Source organism: Geodermatophilus sp. SYSU D00708 (assembly GCF_054050115.1).
Map to the genome: position 1 here is coordinate 152866 of NZ_JBJGYS010000003.1, position 17763 is coordinate 170628.

14 protein-coding genes and 1 riboswitch are annotated in these 17763 nt (G+C 74.5%); of the genes, 7 read left to right on the top strand and 7 right to left on the bottom strand.

The genetic code is table 11. The features are described from left to right. Positions 1–4: 4 nt before the first annotated feature. Together ACI79D_RS04220 and ACI79D_RS04225 are read left to right on the top strand one after the other, a co-directional pair. Positions 5–2902, top strand: a complete 2898-nt coding sequence (locus ACI79D_RS04220) for an alpha/beta fold hydrolase (protein ID WP_456917061.1) — start codon at positions 5–7, stop codon at positions 2900–2902. An 80-nt stretch (positions 2903–2982) separates the two neighbouring features. Continuing rightward, positions 2983–3852, top strand: coding sequence for an ABC transporter permease (locus ACI79D_RS04225; RefSeq protein ID WP_456917062.1), 870 nt, complete (start codon positions 2983–2985; stop codon positions 3850–3852). Between the two features lie 74 nt (positions 3853–3926). Here the strand turns inward: ACI79D_RS04225 and ACI79D_RS04230 are convergent, their stop codons facing one another. Next, entirely contained in the window at positions 3927–4748 is an 822-nt protein-coding gene (locus ACI79D_RS04230; protein WP_456917063.1) for an HAD hydrolase family protein, read from the bottom strand. A gap of 59 nt (positions 4749–4807) precedes the next feature. Beyond that, a riboswitch (SAM riboswitch) is annotated at positions 4808–4936 on the top strand. 12 nt (positions 4937–4948) lie between these two features. Here ACI79D_RS04230 and thrC point away from each other — a divergent pair. From thrC to groL, 3 genes are all read left to right on the top strand, one after another. Beyond that, positions 4949–6250, top strand: a complete 1302-nt coding sequence (gene thrC / locus ACI79D_RS04235) for a threonine synthase (RefSeq protein ID WP_456917064.1) — start codon at positions 4949–4951, stop codon at positions 6248–6250. A gap of 199 nt (positions 6251–6449) precedes the next feature. Then, positions 6450–6650: a cold-shock protein gene (locus tag ACI79D_RS04240; RefSeq protein ID WP_387988035.1), complete on the top strand. Its 201-nt coding sequence runs from the start codon at positions 6450–6452 to the stop codon at positions 6648–6650. Positions 6651–6999: 349 nt separating this feature from the next. Continuing rightward, positions 7000–8625: a chaperonin GroEL gene (gene groL, locus ACI79D_RS04245; RefSeq protein WP_456917065.1), complete on the top strand. Its 1626-nt coding sequence runs from the start codon at positions 7000–7002 to the stop codon at positions 8623–8625. 304 nt (positions 8626–8929) lie between these two features. Here the strand turns inward: groL and ACI79D_RS04250 are convergent, their stop codons facing one another. Beyond that, positions 8930–10942 carry a fibronectin type III domain-containing protein gene (locus ACI79D_RS04250; RefSeq protein ID WP_456917066.1) on the bottom strand — a complete coding sequence of 671 codons (2013 nt, stop codon included), beginning with the start codon at positions 10940–10942 and terminating at the stop codon, positions 8930–8932. A gap of 340 nt (positions 10943–11282) precedes the next feature. Further along, positions 11283–12692 (bottom strand): glucose-6-phosphate dehydrogenase, encoded by a 1410-nt coding sequence (locus ACI79D_RS04255; RefSeq protein WP_456917067.1) that lies wholly within the window; start codon positions 12690–12692, stop codon positions 11283–11285. Between the two features lie 102 nt (positions 12693–12794). Between ACI79D_RS04255 and ACI79D_RS04260 the strand changes: the two genes are divergently transcribed. Continuing rightward, positions 12795–13586 (top strand): DUF72 domain-containing protein, encoded by a 792-nt coding sequence (locus tag ACI79D_RS04260; protein ID WP_456917068.1) that lies wholly within the window; start codon positions 12795–12797, stop codon positions 13584–13586. On the opposite strand, the gene ACI79D_RS04265 is transcribed toward ACI79D_RS04260, so the two are convergent. Next, positions 13587–14408 (bottom strand): hypothetical protein, encoded by an 822-nt coding sequence (locus ACI79D_RS04265; RefSeq protein WP_456917069.1) that lies wholly within the window; start codon positions 14406–14408, stop codon positions 13587–13589. An 86-nt stretch (positions 14409–14494) separates the two neighbouring features. Continuing rightward, positions 14495–15493, bottom strand: coding sequence for a Gfo/Idh/MocA family protein (locus ACI79D_RS04270; protein ID WP_456917070.1), 999 nt, complete (start codon positions 15491–15493; stop codon positions 14495–14497). A gap of 36 nt (positions 15494–15529) precedes the next feature. Here ACI79D_RS04270 and ACI79D_RS04275 point away from each other — a divergent pair, with 36 nt between their 5' ends. After that, positions 15530–15838: a DUF4031 domain-containing protein gene (locus ACI79D_RS04275; RefSeq protein WP_456917071.1), complete on the top strand. Its 309-nt coding sequence runs from the start codon at positions 15530–15532 to the stop codon at positions 15836–15838. Here the strand turns inward: ACI79D_RS04275 and ACI79D_RS04280 are convergent. Both ACI79D_RS04280 and ACI79D_RS04285 read right to left on the bottom strand, forming a co-directional pair. Then, positions 15777–16436 (bottom strand): HD domain-containing protein, encoded by a 660-nt coding sequence (locus tag ACI79D_RS04280; protein ID WP_456917072.1) that lies wholly within the window; start codon positions 16434–16436, stop codon positions 15777–15779. The two genes, ACI79D_RS04275 and ACI79D_RS04280, sit on opposite strands and share 62 nt — an antisense overlap. Further along, complete coding sequence (locus ACI79D_RS04285; RefSeq protein ID WP_456917073.1) at positions 16433–17704, bottom strand: ArgE/DapE family deacylase; 1272 nt, start codon at positions 17702–17704, stop codon at positions 16433–16435. The genes ACI79D_RS04280 and ACI79D_RS04285 overlap by 4 nt, the downstream gene beginning before the upstream one ends. Between the last annotated feature and the right edge of the window lie 59 nt (positions 17705–17763).

Genomic DNA, 17763 nt, shown 5'->3' on the forward strand with positions numbered 1-17763 from the left:
GCCCGTGCGTCCCCGCCCGCGCCCCGGCGCCAGCGCGACGCTCGCCGCCCTGCTCACCCCGCTCGTGTCGGGCGTCCTCGTGGTCGCCGCCCCGGCTGCACCGGCCGCCGCGGCCGAGGACGTCGCCACCGAGGAGGCGATGGTCCCCTCGGGGTCCGGGGCCGACGCCGTCGAGCTGGACACCACGCTGTTCGTGCCCGGCGCGGCGACGGCCGAGGACCCGGCGCCCGCCGTCGTCCTCGCCCACGGCTTCGGCGGCAGCAAGGACTCCGTCGTCGACGACGCCCGCGACCTCGCCGAGCGCGGCTACGTCGTCCTCACGTACTCCGCGCGCGGGTTCGGGAGCAGCACGGGCGAGATCGGGCTGAACGACCCCCGCTTCGAGGTCGCCGACCTCTCCACCCTGCTGGACCGGCTCGCCGAGCGCGACGACGTGCTGCTCGACGGCGCGGGCGACCCGCGGGTCGGCGTGGCCGGCGGCTCCTACGGCGGGGCGCTGTCGCTGCTGGCCGCCGGGTACGACGACCGCGTCGACGCGATCGCCCCGCAGATCACCTGGAACTCGCTGTCGGCCGCGCTGTTCCCCTCGCAGGTCGGGCAGGACGACGCGGGCACCGTCGCGGCCACCCCGCAGGGCCCCGGTGGCGTCTACAAGCGGCTGTGGTCGGGGCTGTTCTTCGGCGTCGGCTCGGCGCCGACCGGCGGGCTCCTCGACGCGCTCGGCGGTGCGGGGGAGGACGGCGACGGCGGGGACGGCGCCACCCCGGCGGGCGGCACCGACGGCGGACGGCCGACGATCGACCCGGCCGCGGTCGACCCCGCCCAGGTGCAGCAGGCCCTCACCTGCGGCCGCTTCCGGGCCGACATCTGCGCCGCCTACCAGACCGCCGCCGCCACCGGCACGCTGACGCCGCAGATCGCCGCGGTGCTCGACCGCAGCAGCCCCGCCACGGTGCTGGACCGCATCGAGGCCCCCACCCTGCTCGTCCAGGGCACCCAGGACTCCCTGTTCGGCCTCGGCCAGGCCGACGCCAACGCCCGCGGCATCGCCGCCCACGGCACCCCGGTGAAGGTCGTCTGGTTCACCGGCGGCCACGACAGCCAGGCCTCGGAGCGGACCACCGAGCGGCTGCGCGAGCAGGTCGCCGGCTGGTTCGACTGGTACCTGCGCGACCCCGGCGACCCCGCCCGCGGCGAGGACCCGGGCACCGGCTTCGAGTTCCCGGTGCCCAGCGGCGTGGGGGCCGGCGTCGGCAGCGTGCAGGGCGGCAACCAGACCGTCGTCGCCCCGGCCTACCCCGGCCTGGCCGGGGGGGACCCGGCGACCCGGGGGTCGATCCCGGTCAGCGGGTCGGTGCAGCCGGTCGTCACCCCGGCCGGCGGCACGCCCGCGGCGATCACCGTCGTCCCCGGGGTCGGGGCGCTGTCGGCGGCGCTGTCCGGCGGCACCCTGGAGATCCCCGGCCAGTTCGCGGCCTTCGACAGCGCGCCGCTCGAGAGCGCCGTCGAGGTGGTGGGCGCGTCCACCGTCGACCTCGACATCGCCTCGCCCAGCGGGTCGGCGACGCTGTTCGCCAAGCTCTACGACGTCGCGCCGAACGGTTCGATGACCCTGCCCGCCGGTCAGGTGGCGCCCCTGGCCCTGACCGGGCTCTCGGCCGACCCCACCGCACCGACCGAGGTCTCGGTGACCCTGCCGGGCATCGTGCACCGCTTCGAGGCCGGCCACACCCTGCGCGTCGTCGTCTCCTCGACCGACCAGGCGTTCGCGCTGCCGGCGGAGTCGGCGGTGTACTCGGTCGCCCTCGCCGGCGGGGACGGCGCCGCGCTGGACGTCCCCGAGGTCGTCGGCCGCACCGAGGTCGCCGGCACCACCTCCCGCTGGTGGGTGCTGCTCGGCGTGCTGGCGGCGCTGGGTCTGGCCGGCTGGGGCGCCGCCGCCCTGTGGGGCCGCCGCCGGCGCCGCCGGGTGTCGGCCGTGGAGCCCGACGGCGAGGACGTCCCGCTGCGGTTCACCGGAGTCACCAAGGCCTACAAGGACGGCTTCGTCGCCGTCCGGGACCTCTCCTTCGAGGTGCGCCGCGGCCAGGTGCTCGGCCTGCTCGGCCCCAACGGCGCCGGCAAGACGACGTCCCTGCGGATGCTCATGGGCCTGATCCGGCCGACCGACGGGCGGATCACGGTGTTCGGCCACGAGATCCGCCCCGGCGCCCCGGTGCTGTCCCGGCTGGGCTCCTTCGTCGAGGGCACCGGGCTGCAGCCGCACCTGTCCGGCCGCGACAACCTGCGGCTGTACTGGGCGGCCACGGGTCGACCGGCCGAGCACGCGCACATGGACGAGGCGATCGAGGTCGCCGGCCTCGGCGCGGCGATCGACCGCCCGGTCCGCCGGTACAGCCAGGGCATGCGGCAGCGGGTCGCGATCGCCCAGGCGATGCTGGGCCTGCCCGACCTGCTGGTCCTCGACGAGCCGACCAACGGGCTGGACCCGCCGCAGATCCACGCCATGCGCGAGGTGCTGCGCTCCTACGCCGCCACCGGCCGCACGGTGATCGTCTCCAGCCACCTGCTCAGCGAGATCGAGCAGACCTGCAGCCACGTCGTCGTCATGGCCAAGGGGCAGAAGATCGCCCAGGGCACGGTGGAGGAGATCGTGGGCACCGGCGGCGCCGTGCAGGTCGGCCTCGCTGACGACGCCGCCACCGACCGGGCGGCCGCCGTCCTCGCGGCGCTGCCCGGGGTGTCGGTGGAGCGCACCGACGAGGGTCTGGTCGCGGAGCTCGACGGCACGACCCGCGCGCGGGCGCTCCAGGCGCTGGTCGAGGCGGGCGTCGAGGTGGACGCGTTCACCCCGCGCCGCCGGCTGGAGGACGCGTTCCTGGCACTGGTGGGGGAGTCGTGAGCACCGTCGAGCACGACGGCCGGGGGAGCACCGCAGGGAGCGCCGGCGACCGAGGAGCGGATCGAGACCGGAGTCGAGCGATGGACACAGCGCACGTCCAGCCGACCGGGGCGGTCGCCGGCTACCGGCCCGAGCGGACGCTGAGGCTGTCGGTCGAGCTGAGCCGGCAGTTCAAGCGGCGGCGGACCATCGGCGTCTTCGCGCTCATGGTGGCGCTGCCGCTGATCCTGATCGCCGCGCTGCAGCTGGGAGCGAGCGAGGAGGCCGCGGAGAACGGCCGGCTCAACCTGGTCGACGTCGCGACCTCCAGCGGGCTGAACTTCACGCTGTTCGTGCTGTTCGCGACGACGAGCTTCTTCCTCGTCGTGGTCTACGCGCTGTTCTTCGGCGACACCGTCGCGGCCGAGGCGCAGTGGGGCTCGCTGCGCTACACGCTGGCCACCCCCGTGCCGCGGATGCGGCTGCTCCGGCAGAAGTGGTACGCCGCCCTGGTGCTGTCGCTCGGCGCGATGGTCGTGCTGGTCCTCACCGGGATCGTCGCCGGCGGCATCGCCTTCGGGTTCGAGCCGATCCAGACGCCGATCGGGGTCAGCCTGCCGCAGGGGGAGGGGCTGCTCCGGCTGGCCGGGATGGTCGCTTACCTGGCCGTCCACCTGCTCGTCGTCGGCACCCTGGCGTTCTGGTTCTCCACCGTCACCGACGCGCCGCTGGCGGCCGTCGGCGGTGCGGTGTTCACCATGTTCGTCTTCGCGATCCTCGACCAGGTCGAGCAGCTCGGGTCGATCCGGGACTGGTTCCCGACCGCCGAGGAGTTCGCCTGGACCGACCTGCTGCAGACCCCGATCGACTCCGGGGACCTGTTCCGCGGCGTCGTCCAGTCGCTGGTCTACGCGGCGGTCTTCACCGCGCTGGCCTTCCGCCACTTCTCGAGACGTGATGTGACCTCGTAAGTGCCCAGCCGGTGGCCCCGTCCAGGGCACCGCCCCGAGCTCGCGAGGGGTGGGGAGGACGGGGCCTTCGACCGCTAGAGCGAGGCGCGGACGGCCTGGGCCCAGCCCTCGCCCATCGCGGCGTCGGTGACCGACGCGTTCGGGACGGCGGCCAGCAGGTCGGCCATGCCGTCGACGGTGGCCCCGTTCGCGGTGATCCACAGCCGGCCGACCGCGGGCGCCATCTCCAGGTCGCTGGCGCTGTCGCCGATCGCCACCGCGTCGTCGGGCGTGAGGCCGCGGCGCTCGAGGTCCCAGGCGACCGCCGCGCCCTTGGAGATCCCGCGGGGCATCAGGTGGTAGACCTGCGGCGGCAGCGCCTCGGGGTCCAGCGTCATGCGTGACGTCGTGTGGATGGCGCCGTTGTCCTTGAGCGTGAGCCACCCCAGCCCGGCGTCGGCCAGGTACGCGTCGACGGCCAGCGCGTCGACCCGGCCCCGCAGCAGCGCGTCGGCCTGGTGCGTGGCGTGCCAGGGCGCGTGCCACTCCAGCCGCCCGGGGTGGCGCGCGAGCAGGTCCTCGACGACGCCCAGCTCGGCCATCACCTCCATCGGGGTCCGGCCGGCGTACTCGGCCGGCAGCTCCCCGTCCAGCCGGTGCACCCCGCGGCCGCCGTCCCAGCTGACCACCGAGCCCAGCTCGGCGATCGCGCCGTCCGCCGCGAAGATGCGGGCCGCCTCGACGACCTGCTCGAACGTGCGGCCGCTGACCAGGACCAGCGCGGCGCCGGACCGGTGCAGGTCCAGCAGCGCGGTCGCCGGGTCGGCGGTCAGGTCGCGGCGCTCGGTGTGCCAGAACGACCCCCGCGGGCCGACCATCGTGCCGTCGAGGTCGGTGTAGACGATGCGCGCTGCCACGCCGCCATCCTGGCCGGGCCGGTGCGGCCCAGGACACGTGGGTACAGTCTCAGGCGTTCCACTCATCCAGAGGGGCAGAGGGACACGGCCCGACGAAGCCCCGGCAACCGCCGCCTGTGCGTCCGCGCAGCGAGAGGTGCCAATTCCGTCCCGCGCGGCTCGACGGCCCGCCGCGGGGAAGATGAGGAGGTAGTCGTCGCATGACCCTGACCGCTCCCGGTTCCCAGCAGGCCGACGCCAGCGCGGGCGGCCCGATCCCCCCGTGCCCGGCGAAGGGCCTGGTCTGCCGCAACTGCGGCGCCACGTTCGGCCTGATCGCCGAGCACGCCTGCGCGGAGTGCTTCGGCCCGCTCGAGGTCGACTACGACTACGACCTGCTCAAGGCCGTCACCCGGGAGCAGATCGAGGCCGGCCCGCAGAACATCTGGCGCTACGTCGCGCTGCTGCCGGTGGGCCAGGACCCGGCCGACCGCGTCTCCCTGGACCCGGGTCTGACCCCGCTGGTCCGCGCCGACCGGCTGGCCGCCGAGCTGGGGCTCACCGGCGGGCTGTGGGTCAAGGACGACTCGGCCAACCCGACGCACTCGTTCAAGGACCGGGTGGTCAGCCTCGCCGCCACCGCCGCCAAGGGGCTCGGCTACAAGAAGATCGCCGCCGCCTCGACCGGCAACCTGGCCAACTCCGTCGCCGCGCACGCCGCCCGCGTCGGTCTGCCCTCGTTCGTCTTCATCCCGGCCGACCTGGAGCCGGGCAAGGTCGTGCAGTCGGCGGTGTACGGGCAGACGCTGGTCGCCGTCGAGGGCTCCTACGACGACGTCAACCGGCTGACCAGCGAGCTCGCCGAGACCGACGAGTTCGAGGACACCGCGTTCGTCAACCAGAACGTGCGGCCCTACTACGCCGAGGGCTCCAAGACGATGGGCTACGAGATCGCCGAGCAGCTCGGCTGGCGGATCCCGGCCCAGGTGGTCATCCCGATGGCGTCGGGCTCGCTGCTGACCAAGGTGGACAAGGCCTTCCGCGAGCTCACCGCCGCGGGGATCGTCGAGGCCACCGAGTGGACGATCTTCGGCGCCCAGTCGGCCGGCTGCGACCCGATCGCCACCGCGTTCGAGCAGGGCTGGGACGTCGTCAAGCCGGTGAAGCCCACGGGCATCGCCAAGTCGCTCAACATCGGCAACCCCGCCGACGGCCCCTACGCCCTCGACGCCATCCGGCGCACCGGCGGCTCGGTGGGCCGGGTGGACGACGAGCAGATCGTGCGCGGCATCCGCGACCTCGCCCGCACCACGGGTGTCTTCGCCGAGACCGCCGGTGGCGTGACGATCGCGGTGCTGCGCCAGCTGGTCGAGGACGGCCGGCTCGACCCGGCCAAGGAGACCGTCGTCCTCAACACCGGCGAGGGGTTGAAGACCCTCGACCCGCTGGAGCCGGTCGTCGGTCCGACCCACCGCGTCGAGCCCTCGCTCAAGTCGGTGCGGGCGGCGGGCCTGATCGGGTGACCGGGTAGGGTTCGGGGCGTTCCCGCGCACGCGTCCCCCGTTCTGGGGAGACGCGTGCGTGAGGTTGCTCTCACCACGGCTTTCGTGCTGTAGCTTCTCCCGCGGTTCCAGTTCCACGTTCGTGTTCGACGGGCGGAAGAACGAGACCCGGCCCCCTGTAGGCGGGGGTCGTCCGCAACGCACGAACGTGGGAGCACACGTGGCACAGGGCACCGTGAAGTGGTTCAACGCCGAGAAGGGCTTCGGCTTCATCGCCGTCGACGGCGGCCAGGACGTCTTCGTCCACTACTCGGCCATCCAGATGGACGGCTACAAGAGCCTCGACGAGGGCCAGCGGGTCACCTTCGAGGTCGTCCAGGGCGAGAAGGGTCCGCAGGCGGACTCCGTTCGCGTCGCCTGAGCCAGCAGGTCCTCATCGAGGCCCGGTCCCCGTCAGGGGGCCGGGCCTCGGTCGTGTGTGCAGGCCGCTGTGGCGACGTCGGGCGCTGGTCGGCAGTCCGGGCCCGGGTGCCGCTGATCAGCGCACACGGTCCCCGGCGGGAACAGTCGCCGGTCACACCCCGTTCTTGCACTCGGCAGGGTCGAGTGCCAGACTCTCGATTGGCACTCGACAGTGCCGAGTGCCAATCAGGTCGGAACGGTGAGGCACTGGTGGGCGGGCCGACGGAGTGCCCGCGAACCGCTGGTGTCGTCCGTCGCGGGCGCCGAACCCGGCCGTGCAGCGATCCATGCATGGAGGACATCACCACATGGCCAAGATGATCGCCTTCGAGGAAGAGGCGCGCCGCGGCCTCGAGCGGGGCATGAACACCCTCGCCGACGCCGTCAAGGTGACCCTCGGTCCGAAGGGCCGCAACGTCGTCCTCGAGAAGAAGTGGGGCGCCCCCACCATCACCAACGATGGTGTGAGCATCGCCAAGGAGATCGAGCTCGAGGACCCGTGGGAGAAGATCGGCGCCGAGCTCGTCAAGGAGGTCGCGAAGAAGACCGACGACGTCGCCGGTGACGGGACCACCACCGCCACCGTGCTCGCCCAGGCGCTCGTCCGCGAGGGTCTGCGCAACGTCGCCGCCGGCGCCAACCCGATGGCCCTGAAGAAGGGCATCGAGAAGGCCGTCGAGTCGGTCACCGAGTACCTCCTCTCGACCGCCAAGGACGTCGAGACCAAGGAGCAGATCGCCGCCACCGCGTCGATCTCCGCCGCTGACCCGGCCATCGGCGAGCTCATCGCCGAGGCGATGGACAAGGTCGGCAAGGAAGGCGTCATCACCGTCGAGGAGAGCAACACCTTCGGCCTCGAGCTGGAGCTCACCGAGGGCATGCGCTTCGACAAGGGCTACATCTCGCCCTACTTCGTCACCGACGCCGAGCGCATGGAGGCCGTCCTCGACGACCCGTACGTGCTCGTCGTCAACAGCAAGATCAGCTCGGTGAAGGACCTGCTCCCGCTGCTGGAGAAGGTCATGCAGTCGGGCAAGCCGCTGGCGATCATCGCCGAGGACGTCGAGGGCGAGGCCCTGGCGACCCTGGTGGTCAACAAGATCCGCGGCACCTTCAAGTCCCTCGCCGTCAAGGCCCCGGGCTTCGGCGACCGCCGCAAGGCCATGCTGACCGACATCGCCATCCTCACCGGCGGTCAGGTCATCAGCGAGGAGGTCGGCCTCAAGCTCGAGTCCGCCGGCACCGAGCTGCTCGGCCGCGCCCGCAAGGTCGTCGTCACCAAGGACGAGACGACGATCGTCGAGGGTGCCGGTGACAGCGACCAGATCGCCGGCCGGGTCAACCAGATCCGCGCCGAGATCGAGAAGTCGGACTCCGACTACGACCGCGAGAAGCTGCAGGAGCGCCTGGCCAAGCTGGCCGGTGGCGTCGCCGTCATCAAGGCCGGCGCCGCGACCGAGGTCGAGCTCAAGGAGCGCAAGCACCGCATCGAGGACGCGGTGCGCAACGCCAAGGCCGCCGTCGAGGAGGGCATCGTCGCCGGTGGTGGCGTCGCCCTGGCGCAGGCCACCGCCGTCGCGTTCGACAAGCTCGAGCTCGACGGTGACGAGGCCACCGGTGCCAACATCGTGCGCGTCGCGCTCGAGGCGCCGCTGAAGCAGATCGCCGTCAACGCCGGCCTCGAGGGCGGCGTCGTCGCGGAGAAGGTGCGCAACTCGGACACCGGTTTCGGCCTCAACGCCGCCACCGGCGAGTACGTGGACCTCGTCGCCAACGGGATCATCGACCCCGCCAAGGTGACCCGCTCGGCGCTGCAGAACGCCGCCTCCATCGCGGCGCTCTTCCTCACCACCGAGGCCGTCATCGCCGACAAGCCGGAGAAGGCCGCCGCGGCCGCCCCGGGCGCCGGCGACATGGGTGGCATGGACTTCTGAGTCCCTGAAGGACCCCTCTGCCCCCACGCCTCGCACGCTCGGCGCGGGACCCTGCAGAGGGGCCGCCTGCAACACCAGCACTGCCCGGCAGGGGCGGTCCCGCACTCCGCGGGGCCGCCCCTGTCGGCGTTCCCGGGCCACCGCGTCCACTGCCTGGTGCGTCGGACATGTCGGCACACCCCGGACACGGACAGGCCGAGGGCCCGCCACCGGGATGGTGACGGGCCCTCGGGTGGGTGTTCGGTCGTGGCGCCTCCCGGCCGGGCTCACCCCTGGCGGGGGTGCGGACCCGGCCGGGCCGGGGTCACCGGACCTCGACGGTGAACGGACCGGCGACGCCACCCAGGCTGGACTTGATCCAGATGGTGGTCGGCGCGGTCGCCGGGGCGGGGTCGAGGACGATCTGCCACGGCCCGGTGTTCTCCGGTGCCTCCAGCGCGCCCACCGTCCCCGACGGGTACCCGGCGATCGGGGTGGCGGCCGGACCGGTGCCCGCGGTGTTCGGGCGATGGACGGTGACCGTCGCGCCCGGCACGGTGCCCGAGCCGCTGATGCGGAACTCGTCGCCGGTCCGGAACTGGGCGAGGGTCAGGCCGATGCTGTCCCCGGGGAGGACGACGTTCACGCCGGGGTTGGACAGCGCCGAGAACTGCGCCCCTGCCGCCGTCTTCGACTGGACCCGGAAGACCCACCGCGTCCCCGGCTCGGACTTCGGCAGACCGCTCACGTCCGCGGTGGTGCCGGTGACGACCACGTCGCGTTCGGCCTGCAGCGCGTTGATGTTCGTCGCGTCCGTCCTCAGGAACGCCCGGACCCGGTACTCGGTGGCGTCGGGCACCGGGTTCCAGGCCAGGCTGACCCGGCCGGCGTCGTTGTTCGGCCCGGAGCCGGCGATGCTGGTGATCGCCAGCCCGCCCGGGGCGACAGCGGCGGCCGCGGGCTTCGGTGACACGACGCCCGTGGCGTGCGCGACGGCACCCGTGGCGTCGATGACCGCGACGTTGACCCGCGTGTTCTCGGCCGTGATCGGGACCGGCGCCGTGTAGATCTTCGCGGTCGCCGACGGGACGTTGCCGTTCGGCTGGGTGGTGACCGCGCTGCCGTCGACGGTGTAGTAGATCGTCCCGGCGTTGGCCGACAGGGTCAGCTGCCGGTCCTCCGCGATGACCGCGGTGTCGCCGCTGAAGGCCGGCGTCGAGGTCAGCTGCAGCGCGGTGCCCTCCGGCGGCGTGGGCTCCGCGGTGCCGGCGAGGGCGAACGGTGCGCCGATCTCACCGTTGACGATCGAGCGGACCTCGATGTCGTACAGGGCGCCGGGGTCGAGGTCGCCGAGGACGACCTGGGTGGCGTCCGCGCCCACCCGGTAGCCCGCCGTCCGCTGGGCGCCGTTGGCGTCGGCCGTCTGGTCGATGGCCTCGACGCTGTAGCCGTCGACCGCCTCGCCGCCCGCGACGGGCGCGGCCGAGTTCCAGGTGATGGTGGCCTCGGACTGGTTGGCCCACACGACGGAGAACTCGCCGGCGGGGGGCTCCGCGCCGGCCGGTCCGGGCGCGCAGCCGGGGGCGCCGCCGCCGACCAGCCCGAACTCCGACAGGGTGAGGCCGAGCTGGGCCTCGACCGTCGTGGCGTCGGCCATCCAGCTCAGCGCGACCTTCTCGCCGTCGAAGACCAGCTGCTGGTCGGACGGCGAGAGGCCCCCGAACGTCACCGAGAACTCGCCGTTGGCCGCGGTGCCTTCGACGGTGTAGCCCTGCGTGGCCGCGGGCGGCTCGTTCGGGCCCCAGCTGATGGCCCGCTCGCCGATGGCGCTGCCGGCCTCCCGCATCTCCGGGTTGACGACCTCGACGGCGAACCGGTTGAGGTCGACGTCCGAGCCGTAGGTCCCCCGGATCGTGACGGTGTTGACGTTGCCCTCGGCCGGCTCGCTGGCGGTCACCTCGGTGACCTCCGCCGAGCTCACCCTCATGCCGTCCACCAGCGGCGAGCCGCTGAAGCGGACCGACACCTCGTCACCCGGCTGGATGTCCGGCGTGACGTCGGTGAAGCACCCGGCGAACGTGCCGTCGCCGTTGGGGGTCGCCTCGTGGTTCCACTCCATGAAGCCGGTCGCGTCGACCTCGCCCGTGGCGGTGCCGACGGTCTGGCCGCCACGGGTGACCGTCAGGGTCGCGGTCTGCCCCGCCTGGGCGGTGTAGCCCTCGATGGCCACCATGTCGCGGGAGGGGAACACCTCGATGTTCCCCGGTCCCGTCGGCGGGGTGCCGGCCGAGGCGCTGGTCGCGAGACCGATGACGCCGCCGGTGGCCGTGGCGGCCACCAGGCCGGCGGTGGCGAGGCGGGTGCGCGTGCTGTGCAGTGACAGTCGCGAGGGGGAGGGAGCCGCATGTGCAGTCCCGCCCCCGCGACCGCCGTGGTGGGTCGGTCGTGTCCTGGTCATGGCCTCTCTCCGCAGTCCGAGCCGTCCTGGCTCCCTCCGACACCGGAGGGTCGGTCAGACGGTCGTCGCACGGAGCGGTGCACGGGGAGCCGCGACGAGGGGGGAGGCGTTCCCCCAATGCGTGGGGCGACGGAGGTCGTACGACCACGGTGGCACCCGCCGTCGGCGGGTCCCCGTCACCCTCCTGACCCGCACCGAGGCCGGGAGGAGGGGGCGGAGGTCAGCCCCCGGTGGGGCCGAGGAGCCACCCGCACGGCTCGGCCAGCGCCCCGGCCTCCTCCGGACCCCACGACCCGGGCGCGTACCGGTGCACCTGCGGCGGGTGCTCCTGCAGCGGGGCGAACGCCCGCCACGCGCTGGCCAGGCCGGCGCTGCTGGTGAACAGGGAGCGGTCACCGGTGAGGACGTCGTGCAGCAGGGAGACGTAGGGCGGCAGCGGCGTCCCGCCGGGGACGTCGGCGAGCTCGAGCGTCGCCGTCGCGCGGGCGAGCGCGAGGTCCGGGCCGGGCTCCTTGGCCACCAGCGTCAGGTCCACCGCGCCGGACCCGGACAGCGACAGCGAGAGCACGTTGCCGTGCCCGGGGACGCCGGTGACCGGCCCCTCCGGCTTGCGCAGGAGCAGGCTCACCCGCTGCTCGCCGGCCGCCATCCGCTTCCCGGTGCGCAGCACGAACGGGACGCCGCGCCACCGGTCGGTGTCCACCCACAGCCGGGCCGCGACGAAGGTGTCGGTGCGGGAGTCGTCGGCCACGCCGTCGATGTCGGTGTAGCCGTCGAACTGTCCGAGCACCACGTCGTCGCCGGGGTCCAGGGGGCGGAAGGAGGCGAGCACCGCCTCCCGCGCGTCCACCAGGTCGGCGGGGGCGAAGCTGGCCGGCGGCTCCATCGCCACCTCGGCGGCGAGCTGGAACAGGTGGGTGACCAGCATGTCCAGCGCCGCGCCCGTGGCGTCGTAGAACTCGGCGCGCTGGGCGACGTCGAGGTCCTCCGGGACGTCGATCTGCACCTGGACGACGTGCTCCCGGTTCCACATCGACTCGAACAGCCCGTTGGCGAACCGCAGCACGTGCAGGTCCTGGGTGCCCTCCTTGCCCAGGAAGTGGTCGATCCGGAAGACCTGGTCCTCGTCGAGGACGGAGTGCACCAGCTCGTCGAGCTCGGCGAAGGTCTCCGGCGACGTGCCGTAGGGCTTCTCGTAGACCACGCGCGCGCCCTCGGCCAGCCCGTGCTCCTGCAGGCCCCGGGTCAGCTTCTCGAACGCCGACGGCGGGACGGCGAGGTAGTGCACCAGCTGCGGGTCGCCGTCCAGCTCGTCGCGGGCCTCCCCGAGCACGTCGAGCAGGCTGCCGGGGTCGGACTCCTCGAAGCCGCCCCCGGCGAACCGCAGCCGGCCGGCGAACTCCTCCCACGGCCCGTCGTCCGGCGAGGGCCCGAACTCCTCGAGCGCCTCCCGCACGCGGCCGGCGAAGTCCTCGTGCGACACGTCGCCGCGCCCGTTGCCGACCAGTCGCCAGTCCTCCGGGAGCAGCCCCTCCTGGGCGAGCTGGAAGAAGGCGGGCAGCACCATCCGGCGAGCGAGGTCCCCGGTCGCGCCGAAGAGCACGAAGACGGTGGGCGGCAGGTCGGGCACGGGTCCTCCTCGCTGCTGGGAGCGTTCGTCCGACAGTGCCCGAGGAGGACGGCGGTCACTCCTCCGCGCGTCGTCCGCACGACCTGCGGGTAGGCGCTGACCGTGGCCGTGGTGATCGGGACGTCGGGGTGGCAGTACCGCGACTGGCGCGGCCGCTTCTACCCGCAGCGCCTGCCGCAGCGGCTGTGGCTGGAGCACTTCGCCGAGCACTTCGCCACGGTGGAGAGCAACAACGCCTTCTACCGGCTGCCGGAGCGGTCGACGTTCGAGGCCTGGCGGGCGCGCACCCCGGCCGACTTCCGGTGGGCGGTGAAGGCCAGCCGGTTCCTCACGCACGTCAAGCGGCTGCGCGAGCCCGAGGAGCCGGTCGCCCGGCTGCTGGAGCGCGCCGCGGGGCTGGGAGAGCGGCTCGACGTCGTCCTCCTGCAGCTGCCGCCCACGCTCAAGGCCGATCCGGAGCTGCTGCGCACCTGCCTGGCGCAGTTCCCGGCCGGCACCCGCGTGGCCGTCGAGCCGCGGCACGACAGCTGGTGGACCGACGAGGTCCGCGCGCTGCTGGAGCGCTACGGCGCGGCGCTGTGTTGGGCCGACCGCGACGAGCAGCCGGTCGCTCCGCTGTGGCGCACCACCGGGTGGGGCTACCTGCGGATGCACACCGGCGCGGCGTCGCCGTGGCCCCGCTACCGGCCGGAGACCCTGCAGCTGTGGGCCGAGCGGCTGGCCGCGACCTGGGGGCCGGACGAGGACGTGCTCGTCTACTTCAACAACGACCCGGGGTGCGCCGCGGTCGTCGACGCGGTGGCCTTCGCCGAGGCGGTCCGCCGGACCGGCCGGACGCCGACCCGCGTGCCGACGTCCGCCCAGGCCACCGGCGACGCCTGGGCAGCGGCCTAGTCAGTCGTCGTCCCCGCCGTGCCGGGAGCGGTCGTCGGAGTCGTCGTCCCGGCGGTCCCGCTCCTCAGCCTCCTCCCGAGCACGCTCCTCGGCCTCGCGCGCCTCCTCGGCGGCCTCCTCGGCGGCATCCTCGGCCTCCTCCCGGGCGCGCTCCTGGGCTTCCCGCGCCTCCTCGGCGGCCTCCTCGGCCTCCTCCCGGGCCCGCTCCTCGGCCTCGCGTGCCTCCTCAGCAGCCTCCTCGGCGGCCTCGCGGGCCTCCTCCTCGGCCTCGCGCGCCACGCGGGCCGGGTCGTCGGAGTCGTCGGGGGAGTGGCTCGCGCCGGCGTCGCCCGAGCCGCGGTCGTCGGTCCCGTCGTCGTCCGTGCCGTCGTGGTGCAGGCCGTCGTCGTCCGTGCCGTCGTCGTCGGTGCTCGGGACGCCCCGGTGCTCCGTGCTGTCGTCGTCCATCCCGTCGGGGCCCGCGTCGCCGGATCCGCGGTCGTCCGTGCCGTCGTCGGCGCCGTCGCGGTCGGTGCCGTCGTCCGTGCTGTCGTCGTCCGTGCCCGTGGTGCCCGCATCGCCGGGGCCGCGGTCGGCGGTGCCGTCGTCGTCGCCGCTGCGGCCGGAGTCGCCGGCCAGGTCGTCGGAGGACGGGACGTCGAACGGGGTGACCGCCTCGATCGCGCCGGCCACGCCGTCCTGGACGGAGCCGGGCAGGGCGCCGGCGGCGCCGGCTCCGGTCACGCCGGCCACGGCGATCCCGAGGCCGGTGGCGGCCTGGACGACCACCGAGGCGGAGCCGAACTTCGCGACGAGTGCGGTGATGCCGTGGAGCAGGAACACGGGGGCTCCCTGAGGGGTGGGTGACGGGTGTCACTCCATCCATCGGCGCCGCGGACGAGAACTTGAACCTTGTAGGAGAACTTCTCCTAACGGAGGACGTCGGGGTCCTCCGCGTGCCGGACCCCCAGCGCCTCGGCGGCCTGCCCGAGCACGGTCTGCACCGACAGGGTGTCGGCCAGCGGCATGACCGCGCTCTCGGTCCGGCCGGCCCGCAGGCACTCGGTCACCTCGGCGATCTCGTGCGCGTAGCCGGTACCGGTCGGCGGGCGGGTGATGGTCTCCGGGTCGGCGCCGGTGCGGTGCAGCACGATCGTGCGCGGGTGGTGGAAGCGGGGGAGGACGTCGATCCAGCCCGCCGTCCCGAAGACCCGGGCCGCCCCGGGCGTCGGGTGCCGCAGCGAGGTGGTCAGCGTCGCCGAGCGCCCGTCGGCCCAGCCCAGCAGGAGCGCGGCGTCGGCGTCGGCGCCGGTCGGGAACCGGGAGCCCGTCGCGGCCACCGTGTCCGGCGTGCCGAGCAGCATCTGCGCGAAGGAGACGACGTACACGCCGAGGTCGAGCAGCGCCCCGCCGCCGAGCTCCAGGGCGAACAGCCGGTCGTGCGGGTCGTAGGCGCGGGACACCCCGAGGTCGGCCTGCACCGAGCGGACCTCGCCGATCGCGCCGTCGGCCACCAGCTCGCGCAGGGTGACGACCACCGGCTGGAACCGGGTCCACATCGCCTCCATGACGAAGACCCCGCGCTCCCGCGCCCGCGCGACCACCTCGGCAGCGCCGCCGGGGGTCGCGGTGAAGGCCTTCTCCACCAGCAGCGCCTTGCCCGCGTCGATGGCGCCCAGCGCGACCGCGTGGTGCTGCGGGTGCGGGGTCGCGACGTAGAGGACGTCGACGTCGGGGTCGGCCAGGACGTCGGCGTAGGACCCGTGCGCGCGGTCGAGCCCGTGCCGCCGGGCGAACGAGGCGGCCCGCTCGGCCGACCGGGAGGCGACCGCCACCGGCCGGGCGCCGGGGACGTGCACGAAGTCGCCCATCACGTTCTCCGCGATGCGGCCCGGCCCCACGATGCCCCAGCGGATCTCGTCGCTCACCGGCACGACGCTAACCGCGCAGGCAGACTGGCGCGTGTGGTGGTGCTGATCGACCCTCCCGTGTGGCCCTGGCGCGGGCGGCGGTGGTCGCACCTGGTCAGCGACGTGTCCTACGACGAGCTGCACGCGTTCGTGGCGGCGGAGCTCGGCATCCCGCGGCGGGCGTTCCAGGGCGACCACTACGACGTGCCGGAGGAGCTGCACGCGGTCGCCGTGGCCGCCGGGGCGCTGCCGGTCGGGTCGCGGGAGCTGCTGTCCCGCCTGGTGGGCGCCGGCCTGCGGCTCAGGAAGGCGCGGGGGGATCGTCCTGCGGGGGAGACCCGGCCCGCGCCCTCAGCAGGCTGAGCTCGGCGGTCAGGTTGGCCCGGGCGCGCGGCGTCCACCCGTCGGCCACCGCGGGCAGCCGGTAGAGCCGCGGCAGCGCCAGCAGGTGCTCGAGGACGGCGATCCGCCCCGCGGTGAACTCGGCGTCGGGGAGGTGCCCGTACTCCTCGCGCACCGCCGAGGCGTAGGCCGCGTAGGCCGCGGGCGGGCCGGCCAGCACCGCGAGGTCCGCGTCGCACAGCACCGCACCGTTGGCGTCGTCCGGCGCGGGGTCGTGCCCGGCGGTCAGCAGCACCAGCCGCACGACCTCCGCGACCCGCTCGTCGGGCACCAGGCCGCGCAGCCCGGCCCGCGCCCGCTCCGCGCTGACCTGCTCGTTGTCGCCGCGCCGGGGGTCGTAGACGACGTCGTGGTACCAGGCGGCCAGCCGGACGGCGTCCGGGTCGCTCGCGGCCTCCGCCAGCTCCCCGACCAGGCCCAGCACGGCGGCCAGGTGCGCGAGGTCGTGGTAGCGGCGGTGCGGCTCGCTCCACGCCGCGACGACGGCCGCCCACTCGGTGCGCGAGGTGGGGGAGTCGCCGGCCAGCTGCGCCCAGGCCTCGAACCCGACGAGGCTCATGCGACCCCGCAGGTGCGCAGGGTCAGCAGCGCGAACGCCCGCGCCGCGGTGACCAGCTCGGCGACCGGCACCCGCTCCAGCGGCCCGTGGGCGAGGTGCAGGTCGCCGGGCCCGTAGTGCAGCGTCGGGATCCCCGCGGCGGCGTAGAGCCGCAGGTCGGTGCCGGCGGAGAGGGCGCGCTCCGGGGGGACGCCGGCTCCGGTGTCGTCGACCGCCCGCTGGACGTCGGCGAGCAGCGGGTGCCCGCCCGGCAGCGCGCCGCTGGCGAACGCGCCGCCGGTCCAGGTCAGGCGGACCGGGTGCGCGGCCAGCCACGGGTGGCCCGCGCAGACCGCCGCCAGCCGGTCGGCGAACGCCGCCCGCGCCGCCTCGACCGGCTCGCCCAGCCGCACGCCGTAGCGGCCCTCGGCGACCAGCCGGTCGGGCACCGAGCTGGCCCAGTCGCCGGCCCGCACCCGCCCGATGTTGATGCCGTACGGGAAGCGGGCGCCGCCGAACCGCGGGTCGGCGTCGCGCTGCCGCTCGGCCTCGAACTCCCGCAGCGCGCCGTGCACCACCTCGAACAGCTCCAGCGCGCTCACGCCCTGGTCGCGGTGGGCGGCGTGCGCGGCCAGGCCGGAGACCTCCAGGCGGAAGGTGAGCGCCCCGGCGCAGGCGGTCACGACGGCGCCGGCGGTCGGCTCGGGGATGACGCACAGGTCGCCGCGGTGGCCGCGCCGCAGCGTGGCCCACGCCCCGAGACCGCCGTCCTCCTCGCCCACGACGGCGTGCACCGCGAGCGGCCGGGCCAGCCGCACGCCCGCCGTCCGCACCGCCGCCAGCGCGGCCAGGGAGGCGACCACCCCGGCCTTCATGTCGCAGGCGCCGCGGCCGTGGACGGCGTCGCCGGTGACGCGCGGGTCGAACGGCGACCCCGGCCACAGGTCCGGGTCGCCGGGCGGGACCACGTCGGTGTGGCCGGAGAACACCAGGGCGGGGTCGCCGTCCTCGGCGGCGGCCGTGGTCCCGACGACACCCCACGCCTCGGTGCGCTGGACCTCCTGACCCGGCCCGTCCGGTGCGGCGGCGGCCTCGGCCAGGTCGACGTCCCACCGGTCGACGGCGCAGCCGAGCTCCTCCAGCCAGTCGCCGACGAGGTGCTGCACCTCGCACTCGGCGGCGGTCCCGCCCACCGACGGGACGGCGACCAGGGCACGCAGCCGGTCGACGGCCCACTGCTCGTCCACGGCGGCCAGGACACGGGCCTCGGCGTCGGTCAGGGCGGGCACGGGCGGAGTCTGGCACGCGACCTGCCGGGCGTCCGGCGCCGCGGGCAGTAGCGTTCCCC

What these genes read in the sequence shown, in the direction of transcription:
- ACI79D_RS04225 (WP_456917062.1), top strand. Translation starts at nt 2,983, where the DNA reads ATGGACACAGCGCACGTCCAGCCGACCGGGGCGGTCGCCGGCTACCGG.
- thrC (WP_456917064.1), top strand. Translation starts at nt 4,949, where the DNA reads ATGACCCTGACCGCTCCCGGTTCCCAGCAGGCCGACGCCAGCGCGGGC.
- groL (WP_456917065.1), top strand. Translation starts at nt 7,000, where the DNA reads ATGGCCAAGATGATCGCCTTCGAGGAAGAGGCGCGCCGCGGCCTCGAG.
- ACI79D_RS04280 (WP_456917072.1), bottom strand. Translation starts at nt 16,436, where the DNA reads ATGAGCCTCGTCGGGTTCGAGGCCTGGGCGCAGCTGGCCGGCGACTCC.